The sequence below is a fragment of the Sphingomonas aliaeris genome, assembly GCF_016743815.1.
In the GTDB taxonomy this organism is placed as follows: domain Bacteria; phylum Pseudomonadota; class Alphaproteobacteria; order Sphingomonadales; family Sphingomonadaceae; genus Sphingomonas; species Sphingomonas aliaeris.
In genome coordinates this window covers 2,896,938-2,917,935 of sequence record NZ_CP061035.1, presented here as the reverse complement: position 1 = coordinate 2,917,935, position 20,998 = coordinate 2,896,938, and the positions used below count along the sequence as shown (strand labels likewise).

The window sequence follows — 20,998 nt, the reverse complement described above, 5'->3', positions numbered from 1 at the left end:
ATGCGAAAGGGGGGCGAGGGCGCGATAAATCTGCCTTAATATCCTGTGATGCAACGCAATCGTTGCATAGTCATCCCGACGCGCGCAGTTTGTCGCCGAGATCGCGCCCCGCAGGCGGACGCGCGTCGACCGTCGTTCAGGAGACCCCGATGCCGATAATCGTCAATGGTTCGCCCGTGGACCTGCCGGGCGATCCCCGCGTGTCGCTGCTGGACCTGTTGCGCGAAGGGCTTCATCTGTCGGGGACGAAGAAAGGCTGCAACCAGGGCGCATGCGGTGCCTGCACGGTGCTGGCGGATGGCGACCGGATCCTGTCCTGCCTCGCGCTTGCGGTTCAGTTCGACGGGCGCGAGATCGCGACGATCGAGGGGTTGAGCGGGGAGGGCGGCCTTCACCCGCTGCAACAGGCGTTCATCGATCATGACGGGTTCCAGTGCGGGTATTGCACGCCGGGCCAGATCTGCTCCGCGATCGGCATGGCGGCGGAGGCGAAGCGCGGGTTGCCCAGCCATGTCAGTGGCGACCTGTCCGCAGAACGGGTCACGCTGACCCGCGAGGAATTGCAGGAACGGATGAGCGGCAATCTGTGCCGGTGTGGGGCGCATAACGGCATCATCGACGCGATCACCGAAACCGTCGCATCGGAGATGGCGGCATGACCCCGTTCGATTATGCTCGCGCCGGGGATACCAGCGAAGCGCTGCGTTTGGGTGCGGTCGGGTCTGCGGCGTACCTCGGCGGCGGGACCAATCTGGTGGATCTGATGCGCGAGACGATCGCGCGGCCCGCGACTTTGATCGACGTGACCGGCTTTTCCGGTTCGATCCAGGAGACGGAAAGCGGCGGACTGATGATCGGAGCGGGTGTGCGCAACACCGCACTTGCCGAACATATTGCAGTACGCACCCGCTATCCGGTGCTGGCACGCGCGGTATTGGCAGGGGCTTCGGCGCAGATCCGCAACATGGCGACGGTCGGCGGGAACATGCTGCAACGGACGCGCTGTACCTATTTCTACGATACGGACGGTTCGCGCTGCAACAAGCGCCAGCCGGGATCGGGCTGTGATGCGATCGGCGGGTTCGACCGCGGGCATGCGATACTGGGTACGTCGGATGCGTGCGTCGCGACGCATCCGTCGGATATGTGCGTGGCGCTGGCGGCGCTGGATGCAATCGTTCATCTGGAAGGCGCGGGTGGCGCGCGGACGCTGCCGTTCGTGGACCTGCACCGGCTGCCGGGGGATCATCCGGAGATCGACACGGTGCTGGAGCCGGGCGAGCTGATTACCGCGATCGAATTGCCCGCGCTGACGTTCGCTGGGAACTCGACGTATCGCAAGGTGCGGGACCGGGCGAGCTATGCGTTTGCGCTGGTCTCCGTCGCTGCTGCGATCGCGGTCGAGGACGGCGTCGTGCGCGATGTCCGGATCGCGCTGGGGGCGTGGCGCACAAGCCGTGGCGCGCGACGAAGGCCGAGGCGGCGTTGATCGGCGGGCCGGCGACGATCGAGGCTTTTCGGGCGGCGGCGCAGGCGGAAATGGCCGAGGCGCGGCCGCTGCGTGACAATGGATTCAAGATCGGGCTGGCGACGCGGACGATGAGCGCGGTGCTTGGCGAACTGGCGGAGGTTTCGGCATGAAGATCGTGGAAGATGCCAAAGTTGCCGCGCAAACGGTTATTCAAACGGCAATGTCGAAGCTGGTGCCGCTGGCGCCGGACAGTTGGATTCCAGGTGGGATTCCCGACCCGTTGATCCAGCAAAAACATGGGCTTATCGGGTCTTCGGTGTCGCGGCTGGATGGGCCGTTGAAGGTGCGCGGCGCGGCACGTTTTGCAGCGGAAGTGCGCATGGATGACATGGTCTATGCCGCGCTCGCCTATGCCACGATCCCGCGCGGCCGGATTGCGGCGATCGACACGGCCGCAGCGGAGGCCTCGCCCGGCGTGGTGCTGGTGATGACGCACCTGAACGCCCCGCGGATGAACCCGCCGGCGGTGTTCGGATCGTCCCCGACCGCCGCGGGACCGTCCGACCTGCCGATCATGCAGGACGACAGCGTCCACTGGAACGGCCAGCCGGTCGCGGTCGTGCTGGCCGAGACGCAGGAACAGGCGGATCATGCGAAGTCGTTGATCGCGGTGACCTATGATGCCGCACCGTCCACGACATCGTTCGAGACGGCGCGCGCCGCATTGACCGAACAGGGCCTGTTCATGGGCCAGCCGCTGCTGGACGAGATCGGCGATGCGGACAAAGCGCTGGCCGATGCGCCGCACCGGGTGGACAATCTGTACCGGACGCCACGCCACAACCATAATGCGATCGAGCCGCATGCGGCGACGATCGCCTGGATCGATGGCGATTTGATCATTCACGATGCCAGCCAGATGGTCACGGCGGAGGCCGCGACGATCGCCGACGTGTTCGATCTGGAGGCGGACCAGGTGCGGATCACATCGCCTTATGTCGGCGGCGGATTCGGCAGCAAGGGATTGTGGGACCACCAGATACTGGGCGCGGCAGCGGCGAAGGCCTTGGGGCGACCGGTGCGGATCACGCTGTCGCGCGAAGGCGTGTACCGCATCGTCGGCGGACGTACGCTGACCGAACAGCGCGTCGCGATCGGGGCGGAGCCGGACGGCCATTTCAACGCGCTGATCCATACCGGGATCGCACCGATGACGCCGCACAACAACATGCCCGAGCCGTTCATCCTCGGCACGCGATCCGGTTATGCGGCCGACACGATGAAGTTGCAGGTCGAGATCACCAAGATGAACATGCTCGCCAACACCTTCATGCGCGCGCCGGGGAGGCCGTCGGCACGTTCGCGCTGGAATCGGCGATCGACGAACTGGCGGTCGAACTGGGGATGGACCCGATCGACCTGCGGCTGCGCAACGAACCGGAAAAGGACCCGACGTCCGGCCTGCCATTCTCGTCGCGACATATCGTCGAGGCGTGGAATGCAGGCGCGGAGCGGTTCGGCTGGTCGAAGCGGAGTGCGGCGCCGGGGATGCGGCGCGAAGGCGAATGGCTGGTCGGCATGGGCTGCGCGACCGCGACCTATCCGTATTACCGCATGCCGGGCGCGGCGGCGCGGATTACGCTGACGACCGACGGATCAGGCGACATCCGCGCCAAGGTGGAAGTCGCGGCGCATGAAATGGGCATGGGCACGTCGACCACGACGGCGATCGTCGCGGCGGAACGGCTGGGCCTGCCGATGGACCGCGTGGATGTCGCCTACGGTGATACGAACATCCCCGGCGCGATCATGGCGGGTGGTTCGCAGCAGACCGCGGCGATCGGCGGCGCGGTGATCGCGGCGCACCGGTCGCTGGTCGCCGAGTTGATCAAGCTGGCGGGCAACGATTCCCCGCTTGCCGGCCTGTCACCGGACGACGTCGGCAGCGAGGATGGCGGGCTGGCCAAGCTGGACGAACCGGGGCGGCGCGAAAGCTATGCCTCGATCCTCGGCCGGGCGCAGCGCGACAGCGTGAGCGTGACGGAAAATGCGTCGCAGCCGCTGGAGCAGATGCACTGGTCGATGCATTCCTATGGCGCGATGTTCTGCGAAGTGCGGGTGAACACGGTGACGGGCGAGCCGCGCGTGAGCCGGTTCCTGGGATCGTTCGATACGGGGCGTATCCTGAACGCCAAGACGGCGCGCAGCCAGTTCCGCGGCGGCATCATCATGGGGCTTGGCCTCGCGCTGATGGAGGAAACGCAGTTCGACGAACGCAACGGGCGGATCATGAACCCGAGCCTCGCGGAATATCACGTGCCGGTGCATCTGGACGTGCCGGACATCGACGTGATCTGGACCGACATTCCCGACCCCCACACGCCGATGGGCGCGCACGGCATCGGCGAGATCGGGATTACGGGCGTCGGCGCGGCGGTGGCGAATGCGGTGTTCAACGCGACCGGACGGCGCGTGCGGGACTTGCCGATCACGTTGGATAAGTTGCTGTAGGGGCGTTCGCCCGCCTTCGTCGTGACGGGTAGACTTTTCCCGAACCGGTCGTGCTGAGCTTGTATCGCGTCGCGGCTCGCGACCACCCTGCCAATGGTGCCCGTCCTTTGTGAGTCCGGTGAAGCCATGCTGCCAGCCCGTCTTTTGGTTGCCGACCGGCGTGATTGTAGATCCCGGTGGGCGCGGGAGTGACGGGGTGGCGGATTTAGGGAAGCCAGCTCTTCATGGTGTTGATCACTGCTTCCGGGGCCTCCCAGGGCACGAAATGACCCGCATCGACGTGGATCAGCGTCAGATCGGGGACAAGCTCGCCCAAACCTTCCAGTTGGCTCGGTAACAGCGCCTTGTCCTGCATGCCCCAGATGACGAGCGTGGGTTGCGTTACGGGCGGGAAGGGGGCGCTGAGAAATGCCGGGCGTTCCGGCGTGGAGTCCATCGGGGGGACGATAATCGAACTGGCGCGGTACCAGTTGAGCATCGCGGTCATCGCGCCAGGCTGGCTCCACTGGTCGAGATAGACGGGTTTCTCGTCGGCGATCCTCTCGAAGTCGGTGTGCTTCATGAAGCTGCCGTCGAAGAAGGCGCTGAGCCCGATGCTGTCGATATGCTTTTCGAGGCTCGGGTTGCGGAAGGCGGTGATGTACTGGCTCGCCTCGCGCTGGCCCAAGTCGTCGAACAGCGTCTTCTGGAAGATATAGGGGTGCGGCGCGTTGACGATGATCAGCCGCGCGACGCGGTCGGGCCGGGTGAGCGCCGCCATCCACGCGATCGCGCCGCCCCAGTCGTGCCCGACGAGCGTGAAGCGATCGATCTTGTAGTGATCCGCCAGTGCGATGAGGTCGCCGACCATCTTGTCGGGGGTGTAGTCCGCCACGTCCGCGGGCTTTGACGAGCGGGCGAAACCGCGCTGGTCGGGGGCGAGGACGAAATGCTTTTCGGCGAGCGCCGGGATGACGTGACGCCACGTGCGGTGGGATTCGGGGAAGCCGTGCAGCAGGATGATCGCGGGATCTTTGGGCGATCCGGCGGTCGCGACGTCCAGGCTGACGCCGGTCGGCAGGTCGATACGGTGAAGGTCGAAATCTGGCATTTTGTCTCCCCTCCCGCTTGCGGGAGGGGCCGGGGGAGGGCCATCGCGCGCGGTGTGCTTGGTAGAATGCCCTCCCCAACCCCTCCCGCAAGCGGGAGGGGAGATTTTAGGGGGCCGCGCTAAATCGGGAGGGGGTTACGGATAGCTGACGGTCAGGGGCACTTCGGGGATCGGGATAAATTCCTTGTCGTCGCCGGGGACGGTGGGGAAATTGCCCGCCTTCCAATCGCGCTTGGCCTGGTTGATGCGCTCGCGGCTGGAACTGACGAAGTTCCACCAGACGTGACGTGGGGTGGCGAACGCTTCCCCGCCGCATAGCATCACGCGCGCGCCGGACGATGATCGGAGCGAGGTCGCGATGCCGGGGCGCAGGACGTACAGCACCATCGGTTCCAGCGTCATGCCGTCCAACGTCGCCTCGCCGACCGCGAGATAGACGGCGCGTTCGTCCGCGCCGGGGTCGATCGGCACTTCGCCGCCCGCATCGAGAACGATGTCGGCATAGATCGTGTCGGCATAGGTCGTGGTCGGCGCGGAGACTCCCCACAGATCGCCCATGATGACGCGCGCGCGCGCATTGGTCGTCTCGACGACCGGCAGTTGCGCCTTGGCGACATGTTCGAACGCCGGGTCGGTTTCCTCGTCCTTTTCGGGCAAAGCGAGCCATGTCTGGATGCCGCTGAGCAACGGACCCGCGGCGCGTTCCGTCTGGGGCGAGCGTTCGGAATGGACGATGCCGCGGCCGGCGGTCATCAAATTCACCGCGCCGGGTTCAACGACGATGTCGCTGCCGACCGAATCGCGATGCCCCAGCGCGCCTTCGAACAGATAGGTGACGGTCGCCAGATTGATGTGCGGGTGCGGGCGGACGTCGACGCCGTTGCCCGCGTCCAGGTGCGCCGGCCCCATCTGGTCGAAGAACAGGAACGGGCCGACCATCGTGCGCGCCTTGTTCGGCAGCGTGCGGTGCACCTTGAACCCGCCCAGATCGTGCGTGACGGGGGTGATCGTCTGGAGGATCAGGTCGTCATTTATCATGTCGCAGGCTCCGTTGCGTCCAGCATCTCGATCAGGTCGGCGGGGTAGATCGGTTCGTGATGCCGCGCGATTTCGGCGCGATCGAACCAGTGCCAGCCCGCCATCAACTGCTTTTCCTGATCGGTCAGATTGGCCGATGAAATGTCGTGATCGTCGATAGCGACCCGAAAGTATCGTTCATCCGCGGTGACTTCCACCCCCTCGAACGTCCTGAAGTCGGCGATGCGTTGCGCGACCTCCGGGCCGCAATCGAGATCGAGCCCGGTTTCTTCCCACAATTCGCGGCGGGCGGCGGCGGCATAGCTTTCGCCCGGATCGACCGCGCCGCCGGGCGTACACCACATCGGGGGGCGATCGTCCGGCGTGAACCGGAACAGCAGGACGCGGCCCTGCGCGTTGGTCAGCAGGATGCGCGCGGCGGGGCGCGGAGCCCGTTTTGTCAGTGATGGCGTGACGGTCAATCGCCGTCCAGTTCGCGATAATGGCGGAAGATGCCGTCGGTGTTGAATGCGAGGCGGCGGTCGCTTTTCAGATAGGCCTTGATGCCGGGCAGCTCGGCGACCTGATCGCGGATGCGGATGAGGGCGGGATAGTCGCCTTCGATCGCGGCCATCCGGCGGGGGAACATGTAGCGCAGCCCCTCGACGACCTGGAACAGCGACGTATCGGCATAGGTCCAGCGATGATCGATCAGCCAGTCGCCTTGGTTGGACGTGACGGCATCGTCGAAATGCTGGAGGAACTTCGGCATGCGCGTGTCGCGGAACTGCGCGGCGGCGCGGGCGGCCTCGGGCTTCTGATCGTCGTAATAGGCCATCATCTCGACCGGATGATGAACGTTGTGCACTTCCGCGACAAGATCGGCGATCGTCAGTTGCAACTGGTTGAGCCACAGCCGGTCGGCCATGTTGCTGGGCGCGAGCTGGTGTCGCTCGCCGAGATACATCAGGATGTTGGCGACCTGAGCGATGACCATATTGTCGATTTCGAGATAGGGCGGGGCGAACGGGCCGCGCTTCGCATGGCGCTCCATATCGTCGAGCAGCGCTTCCTCGTCCTTCGTGCGCGCGCAATCGCGATACTCGATCCCCGCCGCCTCCAGCGCGAGCCGGACGAACTCGCCGCGGCCCTGTATCGAGGGCCAGTACCAGAGATTATAGGCCATGCCTGTCCTTACTCGTCCGGGGCGCGGGCCTTGATCGCGAGGGCGTGGATACGGTCCCGCAGCAGATCGGCCAGCGCGGTGTTTACCATACGCTGCCGCTGAACGCGCGAAACGCCTGAAAAGGCCGCGCTTTCGATCGTCACGGAGAAATGCGTTTCGCCGGTGCCGTCGTCGCCCATATGGCCGGCATGGCTCGCACTGTCGTTGCTGACGTGCAGGTGCGTCGGGGCGAGTGCGGCGGTCAGTCGAGCGGTGATCTGATCGACGATCAGAACCGGGGTGGAGGCGGTGGAAGCATCGGTCATCGCGCCTATATAGACCGCTTTGCCGTTTCGGGGAGCCGTGTGACAGCCGATCGTGAAAAGAAGGACCAGCCGCGGGATCGTGCGCCGCGGGACCGGGTCGGCACGCGCTTTCACGGGCGGGTGGAAAGCCCCGGGCGGCTGTGCTCCGAACCCGGCTGCGACGAGGCGGGCGAATTCCGCGCGCCGTTGCTGGACGGCGTGGGCAGCGGGCATGAAGGGCCGCGCCCGTATCGCTGGCTGTGCTTGGATCACGTGCGCGCGTTCAACGCCGGGTATAATTTCTTCAGCGGGATGAGCGTGGACGAGATTCACGAGGCGCAGCGTCCGATTTCCGGCTGGGAACGCGAAACGCGCGCGTTCAACGCGGCCGGCGGGGCGGATCGGCCGCCGAAATGGGCGGACTTCGCCGATCCGCTGGATGCGATCGGTGCGCGCTTCAAGCGGCGGATGGAAGAGGCGCGGCCCGACGGCAAGCCGCTGTCGGAAAGCGAACGGCGCGCGTTGAAGGTGCTGGGGCTGGGATCGGACGTCGACCGGCGTGGCTTGCGGCAGCGTTACGCGGAACTGGTGCGGAAATATCATCCGGACCGGAACGGCGGCGACCGGAGCCACGAGAAAGCGCTGCAGGACGTGATCGCGGCGTATACGCAGTTGAAGGGGGCCGCGGCGTTTGCGTGAGGGGGGGCGGATTCTGCGCCGTCCTTTCGATCGTCATTCCCGCGTAGGCGGGAATCCATAATCACGCTGGCTGGTGGAAAGAGCCGACTCCGCGGTGATTATGGATCCCCTGGACTCACGAAAGAAGTGCACCGCTGCTAGGGTGGTAGTGCGATGGGGCGAAGATACAGGCAGCTCAGCCTAGACGAGCGGATCGAGATCGCGCGGCTGCATGCCGCCGGGCTGTCGGATCGTGCGATAGCGGCGGCGATCGGCCGGGATCATACGACGATCGGTCGCGAGCGGCGGCGCAATAGCCAGCGGACGAAGGTCTGGGACGGGGGCTATGCCCCGGCGCGGGCGCATGCGCTGGCGGCACGGCGGCGGCGCTGGGACGGCCGCTTCAAGCTGGTACGCCAGCCGGACCTGCGAGAGATCGTGAGGAAAGGCCTTGCGATGGGACATTCCCCCGAACAGATCGCCGGCCGGCTGGCGCGTGACGCTGGTCGCACCGTGATCAGCCATGAGTCAATCTATCGCTACGTCTATCACCGCTCGGCGCAGAAAGACCATTGGCACCGCCTGCTGCCCCGCGCGAAGTTCAGGCGCGGGCGATATGCACGCCGCGGCGGCAGTCCGGCCAGCTTCATCCAGCACCGTATACCCCTGTCCGAACGGCCCGCAGAGGCCGACCGGCGCGACCAGCCGGGCCACTGGGAGGCCGACTACATGCTGTTCGCCCGATACGGCCACAACATCCTCGTCATGCACGAACGACAGACCCGCTTCACCATCCTCGACAAGCCACCGCACCGCAAAGGCGCCTTGACCGCCAGCCGTATCGCAGCGCGGCTCGGCGCCATCCCCCGCGACATGCGGCGCACCATCAGCTTCGATAATGGCACCGAATTCGCCGAGCATCATCGCCTGCGCGATCGTCTCGGCGTCGCCACCTTCTTCTGCGATGTCCGCAGCCCCTGGCAAAAAGGCGGGGTCGAAAATACCATCGGACGGCTGCGCCGCGTCCTGCCCCGCAAGACCGATCTCAATACGATCACCCACCGCCAACTTTGTGCCTATGCCGAACGCCTCAACAATACCCCCCAGAAAATGCCTCGACTTCCAGACACCCGCCGAGGCATTCATCGCTCTCTCAAACGGTGCACTTCAAACGTGAATCCACATCCCCGCCTGCGCGGGGATGACGGTGGGTATGGGTCGAGGTGGCTCTTCCGAACTAACGCCCCGCCTCGGCCTCTGCGATTTCGGCGAGCTGGTCGGCGACGGTGGACCAGCCTTCGGTAAAGCCCATCGATTCGTGGCGCGTCCTGGCCTCCGCGGTCCAGTGGCGCGCGGTGCCGGTGTAGCGGGTCTGGTCGCCTTCCGCGGTGAATTCGATGATGCCGGTCATGAACAGTTCGGGCTGCGGGATCCAGCCGGCGCGATAGGCGTCGGTGAAGACGAAGCGGCGGCCCGGCGTGACTTCGAGGAAGACGCCTTCCATCTCGTGCCGTTCGCCCTCCGGGCCGTGCATGATCATCGCGGAGCGTCCGCCGGCGCGCCAATCCTGTTCGACGATCTCGGTGCGCCAGGGGCGGGGGCACCAATAATCGGGCATGCGTTCGGTCGCGATCTTCCAGACGAGATCGACGGGCGCGTCGATCAGGCGGGTCACCGACAGGTCGTAAGGTCCGGTCATGCTGCATCCCCGCGTTCGGCGGCCTCGATCGTCGCGATGTCGATCTTGCGCATCGTCATCATCGCCTGCATCGCGCGCCCGGCGGCGGCGGTGTCCGCATTGGTCATCGCCCGCATCAGCGCGCGGGGCGTGATCTGCCAGAAGACGCCCCAGCGATCCTGGCACCAGCCACACGCATTCTCCGCGCCGCCATTGCCGACGATCGCATCCCATAGCCGGTCGGTTTCCGCCTGATCATCGGTATAGACCTGGAACGAGACGGCTTGCGTATGCGGGAAATCCGGTCCGCCGTTCAGGCCGAGCATCGGCATGCCGCAGACGGTGAATTCGACCGTCAGGACATTGTCCTTGCCCGCATTGGGGAAGGCACCGGGCGCGGTGTGGACCGCATTGACCCGGCTGTCGGGGAAGGTCGCGGCGTAGAATTCCGCCGCGTCCCGCGCATCGCCGTCATACCACAGGCATGCGGCCATCTTCGCATCGGTCATCGAAAGTCTCCCGTCAGGCGTCGAGTATTGGCGAGAAGCCGCCATAGATCATGCGCTTGCCGTCGAACGGCATGTCGGACCCGTCGGGTTTCATCCGCTCGTCCGCCATTACCTTTTCCCAGCCCTGCTGCCGCGCCTCCTTCGATGGCCATTCCACGAAGGAGAAGACGATCGCTTCGCCGTCCGCTGCGTTCACCGCCATGTTGAAGTCGGTGATCTTGCCGGCGGGCAACCCCTCGGCCCAGGTTTCTACGACGCGGGTCGCGCCGCAGTCCCGGAACACGGCCGCCGCCTTTTCCGCATGCGCAAGGTATGTGGATTTGTTGCCGACCGGGACGGGCGCGATGAAGCCGTCGACATAGCCCGACCCTTCGCCAGAACCGGCGACGAGGATCGGATCGAAGCCCGCGAAGATCATCCGCGCGCCGTCGAACGGCATATCGCCCATCTCCTCCATGCGGGGATCGGACATGATCTTCTCCATCGCCGCATCGCGCGTCGGCTTGTCGGGATATTCCATCCAGCTGAACACGACCGCCTCATCGTCCGTCGCCTTCACCGCGCGGCGAAAATCGGTGACCTTGCCGTCCGGAACGTCGTCCGCCCAGCATTCCATCATCCGCGTCGCGACGAATTCCTTGAAGATCGGCAGCGCGGCCGTGGCGTGATCGATATAGGCCTGTTTGTTGGCGACAGGCACGGCGAGCACGAAACCATCGATATAAGCCATCGTCTCTCTCCTCGTTCGTTTCTGGTGTCTGGAATCAGGCGGCGGTTGCGTCATGCGCCATGTCGGGCGGGCCGGCCTCCGCCGCGGCGGGGTCCATCCAGAACGGGCCGAAGCCGTGTCCGTCGGGATCGGCGAAGGCACGTGAATACATGAAGCCCAGATCCTCGGCATCGTGCACTTCCGTGCCGCCCGCCGCGATCGCCGCCGCGGCGATGGCATCTACCTCCTCGCGACTGTCGAGCGCGAGCGAGATCAGCGCGCCGCTGGTCGTGTGCGCGTCGATGATCTGCTTGTTGGTGAACGTCGCGTAGAAGGCGTGGTTGAGCAGCATGAAATAGATCGTGTCCGACCAGACCATCGAGACGGCCTGATCATTGGAGAATTTCGGGTTCTTCTGCATCCCGATCTTCTCGTAGAACGCGGTCGACCTGGCGACGTCGGTCACCGGCAGGTTTACGAAGATCATCTTCGGCATATCGTCTCTCCCGTTCGACCCGTGAATTGCTGCGTTTCCGAATCGTTGTTTGACGGTGATGCCTGTGCCGGTTACTAAAAGCAACCATGAAGTTAGAAAAGATAACCAATAAGCGCTGGTATGACGATGCGTGCGGTACTGCACTCGCGATGGAGCTGGTCGGCGAGCGCTGGTCGCTGCTGATCGTGCGCGAATTGATGTTCGGGCCGCGCCGCTTCAACGAATTGCGCGGCGGCCTGCCGGGGGTCAGCGCCAACGTGCTGACACAGCGGCTGGACGGAATGGAGCGGGCGGGGATCGTCGAGCGGATGCGGTTGCCGCCGCCCGCATCCGTGCAGGTGTATGCGCTGACGCCCTGGGGGTATGAGAGCGAGACGGCGATCAAGGAATTGGGCCGCTGGGCGGTGCGATCGCCGAAGCATGACCCCAGCCTTCCGCTGAGCGCCGCGTCGCTGATGATGTCGTTCCGCACGATGTATGCCGCCGACCGCGTGACGGACCGGGATGCGCGGATCGGCTTCAGGTTGGGGGCCGACCCGTTCGTCGCGCGGCTGGCGGCGGACGAGATCGCGATCCGGCGCGAGGATGCGGTCGGCACCGCACTCACGCTGTCCGGCGAACCGACGACGATCGCGTCGATCGTCTATGGCGGCCGTCCGGTCGAGGATGCCGAGGGGGCGGGCGAACTGTCGGTGCTGGGCGACCGCGCGCTTCTCAGCCGCTTTCTGACCCTGTTTCCGCTGCCGGCGAAGATTTCCGGCGCACCGATCGCGGATTAAACGAACCAACTTGCCCGCCAGTGGTTGAGTCCGGAGCCACGCTTGCCCTAAGGCGTTGGGCCAGACGTGAGGCGAGCATGACCGACATTCCGAATACCCAGCCAGACAGCAGAGAGACGACGATCCTGGACGCGCCGGACCGCATGGTCACGGTGCGCGAGATGTTCGGAATCGACTCCGACATGGAAGTACCGGCATTTTCCGAAGCGGACGAACGCGTTCCCGATCTCGATCCCGCCTATGTGTTCGATGCCGACACGACGCTGGCGATCTGCGCGGGTTTCGCGTTCAACCGCCGCGTGATGGTGCAGGGCTATCACGGCACGGGCAAGTCGACGCATATCGAACAGGTCGCGGCACGCCTGAAATGGCCGTGCATCCGCATCAACCTGGACGCGCATATCAGCCGTATCGATCTGGTCGGTCGCGACGCGATCGTGCTGAAGGACGGCAAGCAGGTCACCGAATTCCGCGAAGGCCTGCTGCCCTGGGCGTTGCAGACGCCGACGGCGCTGGTGTTCGACGAATATGATGCGGGTCGGCCGGACGTGATGTTCGTGATCCAGCGCGTGCTGGAGACGGAGGGCAAGCTGACGCTGCTCGACCAGAACCGCGTGATCCGCCCGAACCCCAATTTCCGCATGTTCGCCACCGCGAACACGATCGGGCTGGGCGATACGAGCGGCCTGTATCATGGCACGCAGCAGATCAACCAGGGGCAGATGGACCGCTGGAACATCGTCGTCACGCTCAACTATCTGCCGGCCGCGGTCGAGGCGCAGATCGTGCTCGCCAAGTCGGGCGAGTATGACAAGCCGGAGGGCAAGGCGCAGGTCGACAACATGGTCCGCGTGGCCGAGCTGACCCGCCGCGGCTTCATCAACGGCGATATCTCCACCGTGATGAGCCCGCGTACCGTGATCACCTGGGCGCAGAATGCGCTGATCTTCAAGGATGTCGGCTTCGCGTTCCGCCTGTCCTTCCTGAACAAGTGCGACGAGGCGGAACGGTCGCTGGTGGCGGAATATTACCAGCGCGTGTTCGGCAAGGATCTGCCCGAGAGCGTGGTGGGCAAGGCTTGAGGCCGAAGTGACCACGGAGACGCCGCTCGATCGTTTCAAGGCCGTGCTGGGCGGCACCTCGCGCGCATTGTCGGGCGAGCCCGAGATCGAACTCGCCTTTACCGCCGATGCGCCGACCAGTTCGGGCAACCACATAAAGGTGCCGATGCCCGCGCGGACGCTGCCAGCGGAGCAAGTGGCGGAGGCGCGGGGCTTCGCCGACGGCTTCGCGCTGCGATTGCGCCACCACGACGTCGCGATGCACACGCGTGCCGCGCCGGGCGAAGCGGTGGCGCGCGCGGTGTTCGATGCCGTCGAGGGCGCGCGGGTCGAGGCGCTGGGCGCGCGCGGCTATGCGGGGATCACCGCCAATCTCGCCACCGCGCTTGACATGCGGTTGCGTGCCGACCCGATCACGCGCGCGCGGTCGAAGGACGAGGTGCCCTTGTCCACCGCGATTGGGCTGATGGTACGCGAGCGGTTGACCGGGCAGGGCGCGCCGGCGGTCACTGCGCCGGGCATGGCGTTGGTCCGCGAGTGGATCGAGGAGAAAGCGGGCGGCGATCTGGACGCGTTGGCGCTGGCGATCGACGATCAGCAGGCATTCGCGACGCTGACCACGCGTTTGCTGGAGGATCTCGACCTGATCGAGGGGGACATGGTCCCCGAGGATAGCGACGAAGGCGGCAACGACGACGAGGGCACGGACGAGCAGCAATCGGACGAAGGCGACGAGGGCGAATCCGAAGGCGAGGAAGGGCAGGGCGAGATCGAGGCCCGCGGGTCCGAACGCGATGCCGAGTCCGAGGATGGCGATAGCGCGCAACAGGGCGACGACGATTTCGAGGATATGGACGGCGAGCCGGGCGACGAGGGCGAGGACGGCATGTTGCCCGTCCGCCCCAACCGCCCGATGCAGGATTTCGCCGGGCAATTCGATTACAAGGCCTGGACCACCGCCTATGACGAGGTGATCGCGGCGACCGAATTGTGCGACGCGGACGAACTGGCGCGCCTGCGGTCGTATCTCGACCAGCAGTTGGTGCATCTGCAGGGCGCGGTGACGAAGCTCGCCAACCGGTTGCAGCGTCGGTTGATGGCGCAGCAGAGCCGGTCGTGGGACTTCGACCAGGAAGAGGGCATGCTGGATGCCGCGCGGCTGGCGCGTGTCGTCGTCAATCCGATGCAGTCGCTGAGCTACAAGATCGAGCGCGAGACCGACTTCAAGGATACGGTCGTCACGTTGCTGATCGATAATAGCGGGTCGATGCGCGGGCGGCCGATCTCGATCGCAGCGATCTGCGCGGACATCCTTGCGCGCACGCTGGAACGGTGCGGCGTGAAGACCGAGATATTGGGTTTCACGACGCGCGCGTGGAAGGGGGGACAGGCGCGCGAGACGTGGCTCGCCGCGGGACGCCCGCCGCAGCCGGGGCGGCTGAACGACGTGCGGCACATCGTCTACAAGAAGGCGGACGAGCCGTGGCGCCGGGCCAAGCCGTCGCTCGGGCTGATGATGCGCGAGGGGCTGCTGAAGGAGAATATCGACGGCGAGGCGCTGATCTGGGCGCATAGCCGGCTGATCGGCCGGCCGGAGGATCGCAAGATCCTGATGGTCATATCGGACGGCGCGCCGGTCGATGATCTCGACGCTCAGCGTGAATTCGGGCTCCTATCTGGAGCGGCATCTGCGGCAGGTGATTGGCTGGATCGAGAACAAGTCGCCGGTCGAACTGGTCGCGATCGGCATCGGGCACGACGTGACGCGCTATTACCAGCGCGCGGTGACGATCATGGATGCTGAGCAACTGGGCGGTGCGATCATCGAGCAACTGGCGGCGTTGTTCGACACGAATGATTGAGGCGCCCGAGGGCGGTTTTCGCGGGCCTGTAAAGCGGTCGGTCACGATTGCGGGGCACCAGACGTCGATCAGCCTGGAGCCGGTGTTCTGGAGTGCGATCGAACGCGCGGCAGTGGCGAGAGGGCTGCCGTTGAGTGCGCTGGTGGCGCAGGTCGACGCGGTGCGGATTTTGGCGGAGGACCCGCCTAACTTGGCGAGCGCGCTAAGGACGTGGATATTGTCGGAGGTCGATCCTGCGCGCGAGGCGGATCAGGACTGTTAGCAGGGTCAAGTTCGGACCCGTCCGGGAAGGCCGCGCGCGATAGTTAACGTCTGAACTTGCTGGCTAGCGGACTTTCATCCGTCAGGGGGCTTACGCTTTACGTCGACTGGCACGGAGGGGCGTTGCGCAGCGCCAAACGTCCATAATTCGGAGAGGGCGGGCACCCTTAGGGTATCCGGAACGGGAAGCTTGCTGTACCTCGTGTTGCGACGGCTACACCGCTTGCATCGGTTGCCGGGTCGAACCGGGCCCTCCGCTGAAGGAGCCGACACGGTACATCGTCGAGGGTCGTATGGCCGCTGCTCCGCGTTACCTCGCAGCGAGAAACCTTGCCATTGGCGGTGATATCAAAGTTCACCACGACAAAACCCTGCTCGTTATTTCGGATCGCTGCCGTGGGATAGTCTTCAAATGTCAGCCATTTCCCCGGATTTTTAGGAACCGCGCCACCGAAATCGCTCTTTGGCATCTCGTACGTTGCTCTCGTTTGAGCAATGAGGCCGGTGGAGCTTACGCCTGAAAGTACCAGTAAAACTACGCGCATCATCTTCTGCATCGAAATTCCTCCTGCGAGCGCCACTTATCCTCATACTCAAAAACGCGTCATCAATCCTTCTATCATGGCGCTTATTTTCAGGAGCGCCACTTGACTGGCGGACGTCTAAGTTGGGTACTTCCTGCCGGTCTATGTCCAGGGACTGCGCGCTCGGCATTTTGGCGGGCCTGCACCGAACGAAACGGGAGGCCTGGTCGTCCGCCCGTGCCAAGGAGGACGTCAGCCTACCGGCCCAGCAATACCCGCGCTTGTCCGGCGATCTGCGCCAGCATCGCGGCATTCGGGGCGGCAGCGCCCTTGGCACGTTCGACGACGGCCTTGAACTGCGCGACGCGGTCGGCGTTGGCGGAGAGCCATGCCTCGACCTGCGCTTGCGGATCGCCCGAGCCGCGGCCGAGGAAGTCCAGTCGCAATTGCTGGAAATCGCGCGCGAGGCCGGCGATCAGCAGGCGTTCCCACGGGTCGCTCGGCGAGATGCGCGCGGCATTGGCCTGCGCCCAGTCGAGCCCGAGCGCCTGGCCGAGGCGAGTGAAGGCGCGTGTCAGGACGAGTTCGTCTAGCGTCAGGCGCTGCCCCAGATCGGCGAGACCGACCGCGCCGTCCAGTTCGAACAGCCGCACGGTCTTCTGCACCAGCTTGCGCGGGGCGCCGGCGCCTTCCAGCCGCGCGGCGATACGCGCGCTCTGGGCGCTGGCTTCCTCCAGCAACAAATGCTTGGTCTGCTTGTCGAGGCTGCCGATCCCTTTCGCCAGACGGGCAAGGATCTCCGCCGGGCCGGTGCCGGGGCGGGTGACGCGGAGCAGATCGGCGATCTGCGCGCGCGTCGCGACGGCAACCTCGTCGAACAAAGCGATGCGCGCCGCCTCCGGCATCGGGGCGGTTTCGATCTCGCGCCACAAGGCCGGCAGGTCGAACAGGCGTTCCGCGACGACGAACAAGGCGGCGATGTCGGCCATCGCCGCGCCTTCCTCCTCCGCGAGCTCGAACGGGTACAGTACACCCATGCGGTTGACGATGCGGTTGGCGAGCTTGGTCGCGACGATCTGCGGGCGCAGGCGATGCTGTTCGATCGCGGGGGCGAACTTCTTCTGCATCGCGCGCGGGAAGGCGGCGAACAGATCGTCCCGCAATTCGGGATCCATGCCGAGATCGCTATGTTCGATCGCGTCCTGAAGCGCGAGTTTCGCGGTCGCGAGCAGCACCGCGAGTTCGGGGCGCGTCAGCCCGCGCAGTTCCTGCACGCGACGCAGCAGGTCGTCGTTCGACGCCAGCCCCTCGACCGCGCGGTCGAGCCGTCCGGCGCCCTCGAATATCTCGATCACGCGGACATAGCTTGGCAGTGCCTGCGCGCCGTCATGTTCGGCGACGGACAAAGCGAGCGTCTGGAGCCGGTTATCCTCCAGCACCAGATGCGCGACGTCGTCCGTCATGCTGGCGAGGAAGGTGTTGCGCTTTTCGTAGGCGAGGCGACTTTCGATCATCTCGCGGTTGAGCGCGATCTTGATGTTGACCTCGTTATCCGAACAATCGACGCCGGCCGAATTGTCGATGAAGTCGGTGTTGATGCGGCCACCGCGCGCGGAGAAGGCGATGCGCGCGGCCTGCGTAACGCCGAGGTTCGCGCCTTCGCCGATCGCGATCGCGCGCAGATCCTCCGCATCGACGCGCAGCCGGTCGTTGGCGGGATCGCCGACCGAGATGTTGTTCTCCGCCGCGGCCTTCACGTACGTGCCGATGCCGCCGAACCAGATCAGGTCGACCGGCGCCTTCAGGATCGCGGAGATCAATGCGGTCGGTTCCATCTCGTCCGCGTCGATGCCCAAAGCGGCGCGGATCTGCTTGGACAGCTTGATCGTCTTGTCGGTGCGCGGGAAAACGCCGCCGCCCTTCGAGATCAGCTTCGTATCGTAATCCGCCCAGCTGGAGCGGGGAAGCGCGAACATGCGGTCGCGTTCCTGCCAGCTTGCCGCCGGATCGGGATCGGGATCGAGGAAGATGTGGCGATGGTCGTATGCGGCGACGATCTTGAGCGTCTTCGACAGCAGCATGCCGTTGCCGAATACGTCGCCCGACATGTCGCCGCACCCGACCACGGTGATCGGTTGCGTCTGCACGTCCACGCCGCGTTCGGCGAAGTGACGTTGGACGGACAGCCACGCGCCCTTGGCGGTGATGCCCATCGCCTTGTGATCGTAGCCGACCGATCCCCCGGAGGCGAATGCGTCGCCGAGCCAGAAATCCTGTTCGAGCGCGATCGCGTTGGCGACGTCGGAGAAGGTCGCGGTGCCCTTGTCGGCAGCGACGACGAAATACGGATCTTCATCGTCCAGGATGCGCACGTCCGCCGGATGGACGACCTTGCCCTCGACGATATTGTCGGTGATCGACAGCAAGGTGCGGATGAAGATCCGGTAGCTTTCGGTACCTTCGGCAAGCCAGGCGTCGCGGTTCGATGCGGACGGCAATTGCTTGGGGTAGAAGCCGCCCTTCGCGCCGGTCGGCACGATGACGGCATTCTTCACGCGCTGCGCCTTCATCAGGCCGAGAATTTCCGTGCGGAAGTCATCGCGCCGGTCGGACCAGCGCAAGCCGCCACGCGCGACGGGGCCGGCGCGCAGGTGGATACCCTCGACACGCGGTGAATAGACCCAGATCTCGCGCCACGGAACGGGGGCGGGAAGACCGGGGATCAGGTGGCTGTCGAGCTTGAAGGCGAGCGCAATCCGACCGGCGGGTGCGAACGCGTTGGTCCGCAGCGTCGCCGCGATGACGCTGTGCAAGGCGCGCAGGATGCGGTCGTCGTCGATCGCCGATACCGCGTCGAGACCGCGCTCGATCGCCGCGTCCTTCGCCGGAATACCCGCACTATCATGCGCAGGATCGTGCGCGGCAGAGAAGCGGTCGATCAGGCTCGCCGCTACGTTCGGTGCGCGGCGCAGCGCATCGACCACCGTGGTCAGGCCGTAGGGCAGGCCGGCCTGGCGCAAATAGCGGAACCAGGCGCGGAACAGGACGACAGATGCCGGCGCCATATGCGCATCGACGATCAGCCGGTTGAACGCGTCATTCTCCGCCTTGCCTTCCAGCACGGCGGCGATCGCATCCTCCAGCACCTTCGCATCGCCGGTATAGGCACTGGCCGCCTCGACCAGGAATTCGTGGACGAACCCTTCGGTGTCGCCCGACAGCGCCGTCGGGATCTCCTCGATCACGCGGAAGCCGAAATTCTCCAGCACGGGCACGGCATCGGACAGAGCGAGTGCGCCGCCTTCGCGGTAGATCTTTAGCCGTGCGGCGCGACCGACATCGGTGAACAGGCGGACGGTGCGATCCTCCGGCCCCTCGAGCCGCGCGAGGCACAGGATGTCGCGGGCGGCTTCTTCCGGCGCGGTAGCGTTGCGATAACCTTGCGGGAAAGTCGCCGCGTGGCCAAGTGCGAGACGGGCGGCGCGGGTCGGATCGACCAGCTCACCCAGAGCCGCCTCGACCGCGGGGACCCAGCCGCGCACCATCCGCGCCAACCGTGCGTCGAGCGGTGCGGCATTGGGCATATGCCCTTCGCCGCGCAGGTCGAACGTGTAGCGGATCATCGCCACCACGCCGTCCTCCAGCGCGATCGACCAGTTGAGTAGCGCTCCGTTGCACGCCTCGCCCAGCATATCGCCGATCGCGACGCGGCGGGCGGTGGTCAGATCATCGCGCGGCAGCCAGACGAAGGCGAACATGTGCCGGCCGAGCGTCGAGCGCACCAGCACCAGTTTCGGGCGCGGACGATCCGCCAGCGACATTGCGGTGAGCGCGAGATTTTCGAGATTGTCCGCATCGAAGGCGGTGACCAGATCGTGCGGCAACGCGCCCAGCGCGTGCGTCAGCGCCTTGCCGGTATGCCCCTTCGGATCGAAACCGAACTTCGCCTCCAGCGCGGCGAGGCGGGTGCGGAGCAGCGGCACGGTGTGCGGTGCGGCGCCAAGGGCGGCGCTGGTCCACAAACCGGCATGGATCGAGAGGCCGACGACCTTGTTCTTCTCCACCACCGGCACCAGCACCAGATCGAGCGGCACATGGCGGTGAACGCTGGAAATAAGGTTGGATTTCAGCAGCAGTGGCGCTTCGCCGCCCTTCGCGAAATACTCGACCGCCGCGGCGCGCGATCCTTCCGCCAGCACCGGCACGTCATGCGCATGGCGCGTGATGCCGACCTGTTGCAGGCTGGTGTCACCGCGCCATACCTCGTGTCCGAGCAGCGTCATATGCCCGTCGAGGAACCAGCGGAGCAATGCGGCGCCTTCGCCATCCGAATCGAACAGGCTGCTGTCCAGTAGTGCCTCGGCATCGGCGGCGATGCTTTTCTGCAGCGCCGGCCAATCCTGTACCGCGACGCGGACGTCGGCCAGATTGCGCTCCAGCGCGGCCAGCAGGTCGCGGCGGTCGCGCGCGTCGGCGCGTTCGAGTTCCAGATAGACCATCGATTCGGGCGCGCCGGTATCGCCCACATCGGTAAGCACGCCGGACGCATCGCGCGTGACGCGTAAAACCGGGTGGATGATGCGATCGATGCCGATGCCGTGCGCGCCGATCGTCGCCGCGATCGAGTCGACCAGGAACGGCATGTCGTCGTTGATGATCGCCAGCCGCATCCGGCGGCGCGGGTCCGATCCGGAGATCGGCTCCAGCTCCATCGCAGGAGTTCCGGCGCTGCGCGTTTCGGCAGTGGCGGCGACGAAGGCGGCGGCGTCCTGCCGCTCCTTCTTCCCGAAATCCTGCAATTCCCCCGGAAGTGCGCCCTTGGTCAGCCGGGCGGCAAGCGCATCCGACAGCGATTTCAGCGTAGTCTTGGCCATAGGATAGC

Annotated in this window: 16 protein-coding genes and 4 pseudogenes; 9 read left to right on the top strand and 11 right to left on the bottom strand. The window is 65.5% G+C overall.

The genetic code is table 11. The features are described 5' to 3' along the window. The first annotated feature begins 149 nt into the window (after positions 1-149). The 3 genes and pseudogenes from H5J25_RS13630 to H5J25_RS13620 all read left to right on the top strand — a co-directional run bounded on the left by H5J25_RS13630 (position 150) and on the right by H5J25_RS13620 (position 3,982). Positions 150-659, top strand: a complete 510-nt coding sequence (locus tag H5J25_RS13630; RefSeq protein WP_202091836.1) for a 2Fe-2S iron-sulfur cluster-binding protein — start codon at positions 150-152, stop codon at positions 657-659. Then, positions 656-1,641 (top strand): annotated as a pseudogene (locus tag H5J25_RS13625) (FAD binding domain-containing protein). The gene H5J25_RS13630 and the pseudogene H5J25_RS13625 overlap by 4 nt, the downstream one beginning before the upstream one ends. After that, positions 1,638-3,982 (top strand): annotated as a pseudogene (locus H5J25_RS13620) (xanthine dehydrogenase family protein molybdopterin-binding subunit). The pseudogenes H5J25_RS13625 and H5J25_RS13620 overlap by 4 nt, the downstream one beginning before the upstream one ends. A 205-nt stretch (positions 3,983-4,187) precedes the next feature. Here H5J25_RS13620 and H5J25_RS13615 read toward each other — a convergent pair. The 5 genes from H5J25_RS13615 to H5J25_RS13595 all read right to left on the bottom strand — a co-directional run bounded on the left by H5J25_RS13615 (position 4,188) and on the right by H5J25_RS13595 (position 7,580). Beyond that, positions 4,188-5,072 (bottom strand): alpha/beta fold hydrolase, encoded by an 885-nt coding sequence (locus H5J25_RS13615; protein ID WP_202091834.1) that lies wholly within the window; start codon positions 5,070-5,072, stop codon positions 4,188-4,190. Between the two features lie 135 nt (positions 5,073-5,207). After that, positions 5,208-6,110, bottom strand: coding sequence for a pirin family protein (locus H5J25_RS13610; protein ID WP_202091832.1), 903 nt, complete (start codon positions 6,108-6,110; stop codon positions 5,208-5,210). Next, a complete protein-coding gene (locus H5J25_RS13605) occupies positions 6,107-6,571 on the bottom strand; it encodes an NUDIX hydrolase (protein ID WP_225883117.1) in 465 nt (154 codons plus the stop codon). Before H5J25_RS13605 ends, H5J25_RS13610 begins: the two co-directional genes overlap by 4 nt. After that, positions 6,568-7,275 (bottom strand): glutathione S-transferase, encoded by a 708-nt coding sequence (locus H5J25_RS13600; RefSeq protein ID WP_202091831.1) that lies wholly within the window; start codon positions 7,273-7,275, stop codon positions 6,568-6,570. Before H5J25_RS13600 ends, H5J25_RS13605 begins: the two co-directional genes overlap by 4 nt. A gap of 8 nt (positions 7,276-7,283) precedes the next feature. After that, positions 7,284-7,580 (bottom strand): BolA family protein, encoded by a 297-nt coding sequence (locus H5J25_RS13595; RefSeq protein WP_202091829.1) that lies wholly within the window; start codon positions 7,578-7,580, stop codon positions 7,284-7,286. 138 nt (positions 7,581-7,718) lie between these two features. On the opposite strand from H5J25_RS13595, the gene H5J25_RS13590 reads away from it, so the two are divergent. After that, complete coding sequence (locus H5J25_RS13590; RefSeq protein ID WP_202096375.1) at positions 7,719-8,258, top strand: J domain-containing protein; 540 nt, start codon at positions 7,719-7,721, stop codon at positions 8,256-8,258. Between the two features lie 153 nt (positions 8,259-8,411). Next, a pseudogene (locus tag H5J25_RS13585) lies at positions 8,412-9,414 on the top strand (IS30 family transposase). A gap of 60 nt (positions 9,415-9,474) precedes the next feature. On the opposite strand, the gene H5J25_RS13580 reads toward H5J25_RS13585, so the two are convergent. Genes H5J25_RS13580 through H5J25_RS13565 form a run of 4 tightly spaced genes read right to left on the bottom strand, consistent with a single transcriptional unit; the run spans position 9,475 to position 11,629 of the window. After that, on the bottom strand, positions 9,475-9,936 hold the full coding sequence (locus H5J25_RS13580) for an SRPBCC family protein (protein ID WP_202091825.1): 462 nt from the start codon (positions 9,934-9,936) through the stop codon (positions 9,475-9,477). Beyond that, positions 9,933-10,424: a VOC family protein gene (locus H5J25_RS13575; RefSeq protein ID WP_202091823.1), complete on the bottom strand. Its 492-nt coding sequence runs from the start codon at positions 10,422-10,424 to the stop codon at positions 9,933-9,935. The genes H5J25_RS13580 and H5J25_RS13575 overlap by 4 nt, the downstream gene beginning before the upstream one ends. Before the next feature lie 13 nt (positions 10,425-10,437). Next, a complete protein-coding gene (locus H5J25_RS21815) occupies positions 10,438-11,154 on the bottom strand; it encodes a DUF1428 domain-containing protein (RefSeq protein WP_202091821.1) in 717 nt (238 codons plus the stop codon). Positions 11,155-11,188: 34 nt separating this feature from the next. Continuing rightward, entirely contained in the window at positions 11,189-11,629 is a 441-nt protein-coding gene (locus H5J25_RS13565; RefSeq protein WP_202091816.1) for a VOC family protein, read from the bottom strand. An 86-nt stretch (positions 11,630-11,715) separates the two neighbouring features. On the opposite strand from H5J25_RS13565, the gene H5J25_RS13560 reads away from it, so the two are divergent. The 4 genes and pseudogenes from H5J25_RS13560 to H5J25_RS13545 all read left to right on the top strand — a co-directional run bounded on the left by H5J25_RS13560 (position 11,716) and on the right by H5J25_RS13545 (position 15,593). Then, the gene (locus H5J25_RS13560) at positions 11,716-12,408 is read left to right on the top strand and encodes a winged helix-turn-helix transcriptional regulator (RefSeq protein WP_202091814.1); all 693 of its coding nucleotides are present in this window, start codon (positions 11,716-11,718) and stop codon (positions 12,406-12,408) included. Between the two features lie 77 nt (positions 12,409-12,485). Beyond that, positions 12,486-13,490: a cobaltochelatase subunit CobS gene (cobS, locus tag H5J25_RS13555; protein ID WP_202091812.1), complete on the top strand. Its 1,005-nt coding sequence runs from the start codon at positions 12,486-12,488 to the stop codon at positions 13,488-13,490. Positions 13,491-13,497: 7 nt separating this feature from the next. Further along, positions 13,498-15,331, top strand: a pseudogene (cobT, locus tag H5J25_RS13550) (cobaltochelatase subunit CobT). Further along, entirely contained in the window at positions 15,324-15,593 is a 270-nt protein-coding gene (locus H5J25_RS13545) for a ribbon-helix-helix domain-containing protein (RefSeq protein WP_202091804.1), read from the top strand. Before cobT ends, H5J25_RS13545 begins: the two are co-directional and overlap by 8 nt. 166 nt (positions 15,594-15,759) lie before the next feature. On the opposite strand, the gene H5J25_RS13540 is transcribed toward H5J25_RS13545, so the two are convergent. Together H5J25_RS13540 and H5J25_RS13535 are read right to left on the bottom strand one after the other, a co-directional pair. Continuing rightward, entirely contained in the window at positions 15,760-16,149 is a 390-nt protein-coding gene (locus H5J25_RS13540) for an energy transducer TonB (RefSeq protein WP_202091802.1), read from the bottom strand. A gap of 224 nt (positions 16,150-16,373) precedes the next feature. Further along, complete coding sequence (locus H5J25_RS13535) at positions 16,374-20,990, bottom strand: NAD-glutamate dehydrogenase (protein WP_202091800.1); 4,617 nt, start codon at positions 20,988-20,990, stop codon at positions 16,374-16,376. Positions 20,991-20,998: the final 8 nt, after the last annotated feature.

Excerpts from the sequence above, each read along its gene's own strand:
- H5J25_RS13565 (WP_202091816.1), bottom strand. The coding sequence starts at position 11,629 with ATGCCGAAGATGATCTTCGTAAACCTGCCGGTGACCGACGTCGCCAGG.
- H5J25_RS13600 (WP_202091831.1), bottom strand. The coding sequence starts at position 7,275 with ATGGCCTATAATCTCTGGTACTGGCCCTCGATACAGGGCCGCGGCGAG.
- H5J25_RS13540 (WP_202091802.1), bottom strand. The coding sequence starts at position 16,149 with ATGCAGAAGATGATGCGCGTAGTTTTACTGGTACTTTCAGGCGTAAGC.
- cobS (WP_202091812.1), top strand. The coding sequence starts at position 12,486 with ATGACCGACATTCCGAATACCCAGCCAGACAGCAGAGAGACGACGATC.
- H5J25_RS13615 (WP_202091834.1), bottom strand. The coding sequence starts at position 5,072 with ATGCCAGATTTCGACCTTCACCGTATCGACCTGCCGACCGGCGTCAGC.
- H5J25_RS13595 (WP_202091829.1), bottom strand. The coding sequence starts at position 7,580 with ATGACCGATGCTTCCACCGCCTCCACCCCGGTTCTGATCGTCGATCAG.
- H5J25_RS13630 (WP_202091836.1), top strand. The coding sequence starts at position 150 with ATGCCGATAATCGTCAATGGTTCGCCCGTGGACCTGCCGGGCGATCCC.
- H5J25_RS13535 (WP_202091800.1), bottom strand. The coding sequence starts at position 20,990 with ATGGCCAAGACTACGCTGAAATCGCTGTCGGATGCGCTTGCCGCCCGG.
- H5J25_RS13545 (WP_202091804.1), top strand. The coding sequence starts at position 15,324 with ATGATTGAGGCGCCCGAGGGCGGTTTTCGCGGGCCTGTAAAGCGGTCG.
- H5J25_RS21815 (WP_202091821.1), bottom strand. The coding sequence starts at position 11,154 with ATGGCTTATATCGATGGTTTCGTGCTCGCCGTGCCTGTCGCCAACAAA.
- H5J25_RS13560 (WP_202091814.1), top strand. The coding sequence starts at position 11,716 with ATGAAGTTAGAAAAGATAACCAATAAGCGCTGGTATGACGATGCGTGC.
- H5J25_RS13580 (WP_202091825.1), bottom strand. The coding sequence starts at position 9,936 with ATGACCGGACCTTACGACCTGTCGGTGACCCGCCTGATCGACGCGCCC.
- H5J25_RS13610 (WP_202091832.1), bottom strand. The coding sequence starts at position 6,110 with ATGATAAATGACGACCTGATCCTCCAGACGATCACCCCCGTCACGCAC.
- H5J25_RS13575 (WP_202091823.1), bottom strand. The coding sequence starts at position 10,424 with ATGACCGATGCGAAGATGGCCGCATGCCTGTGGTATGACGGCGATGCG.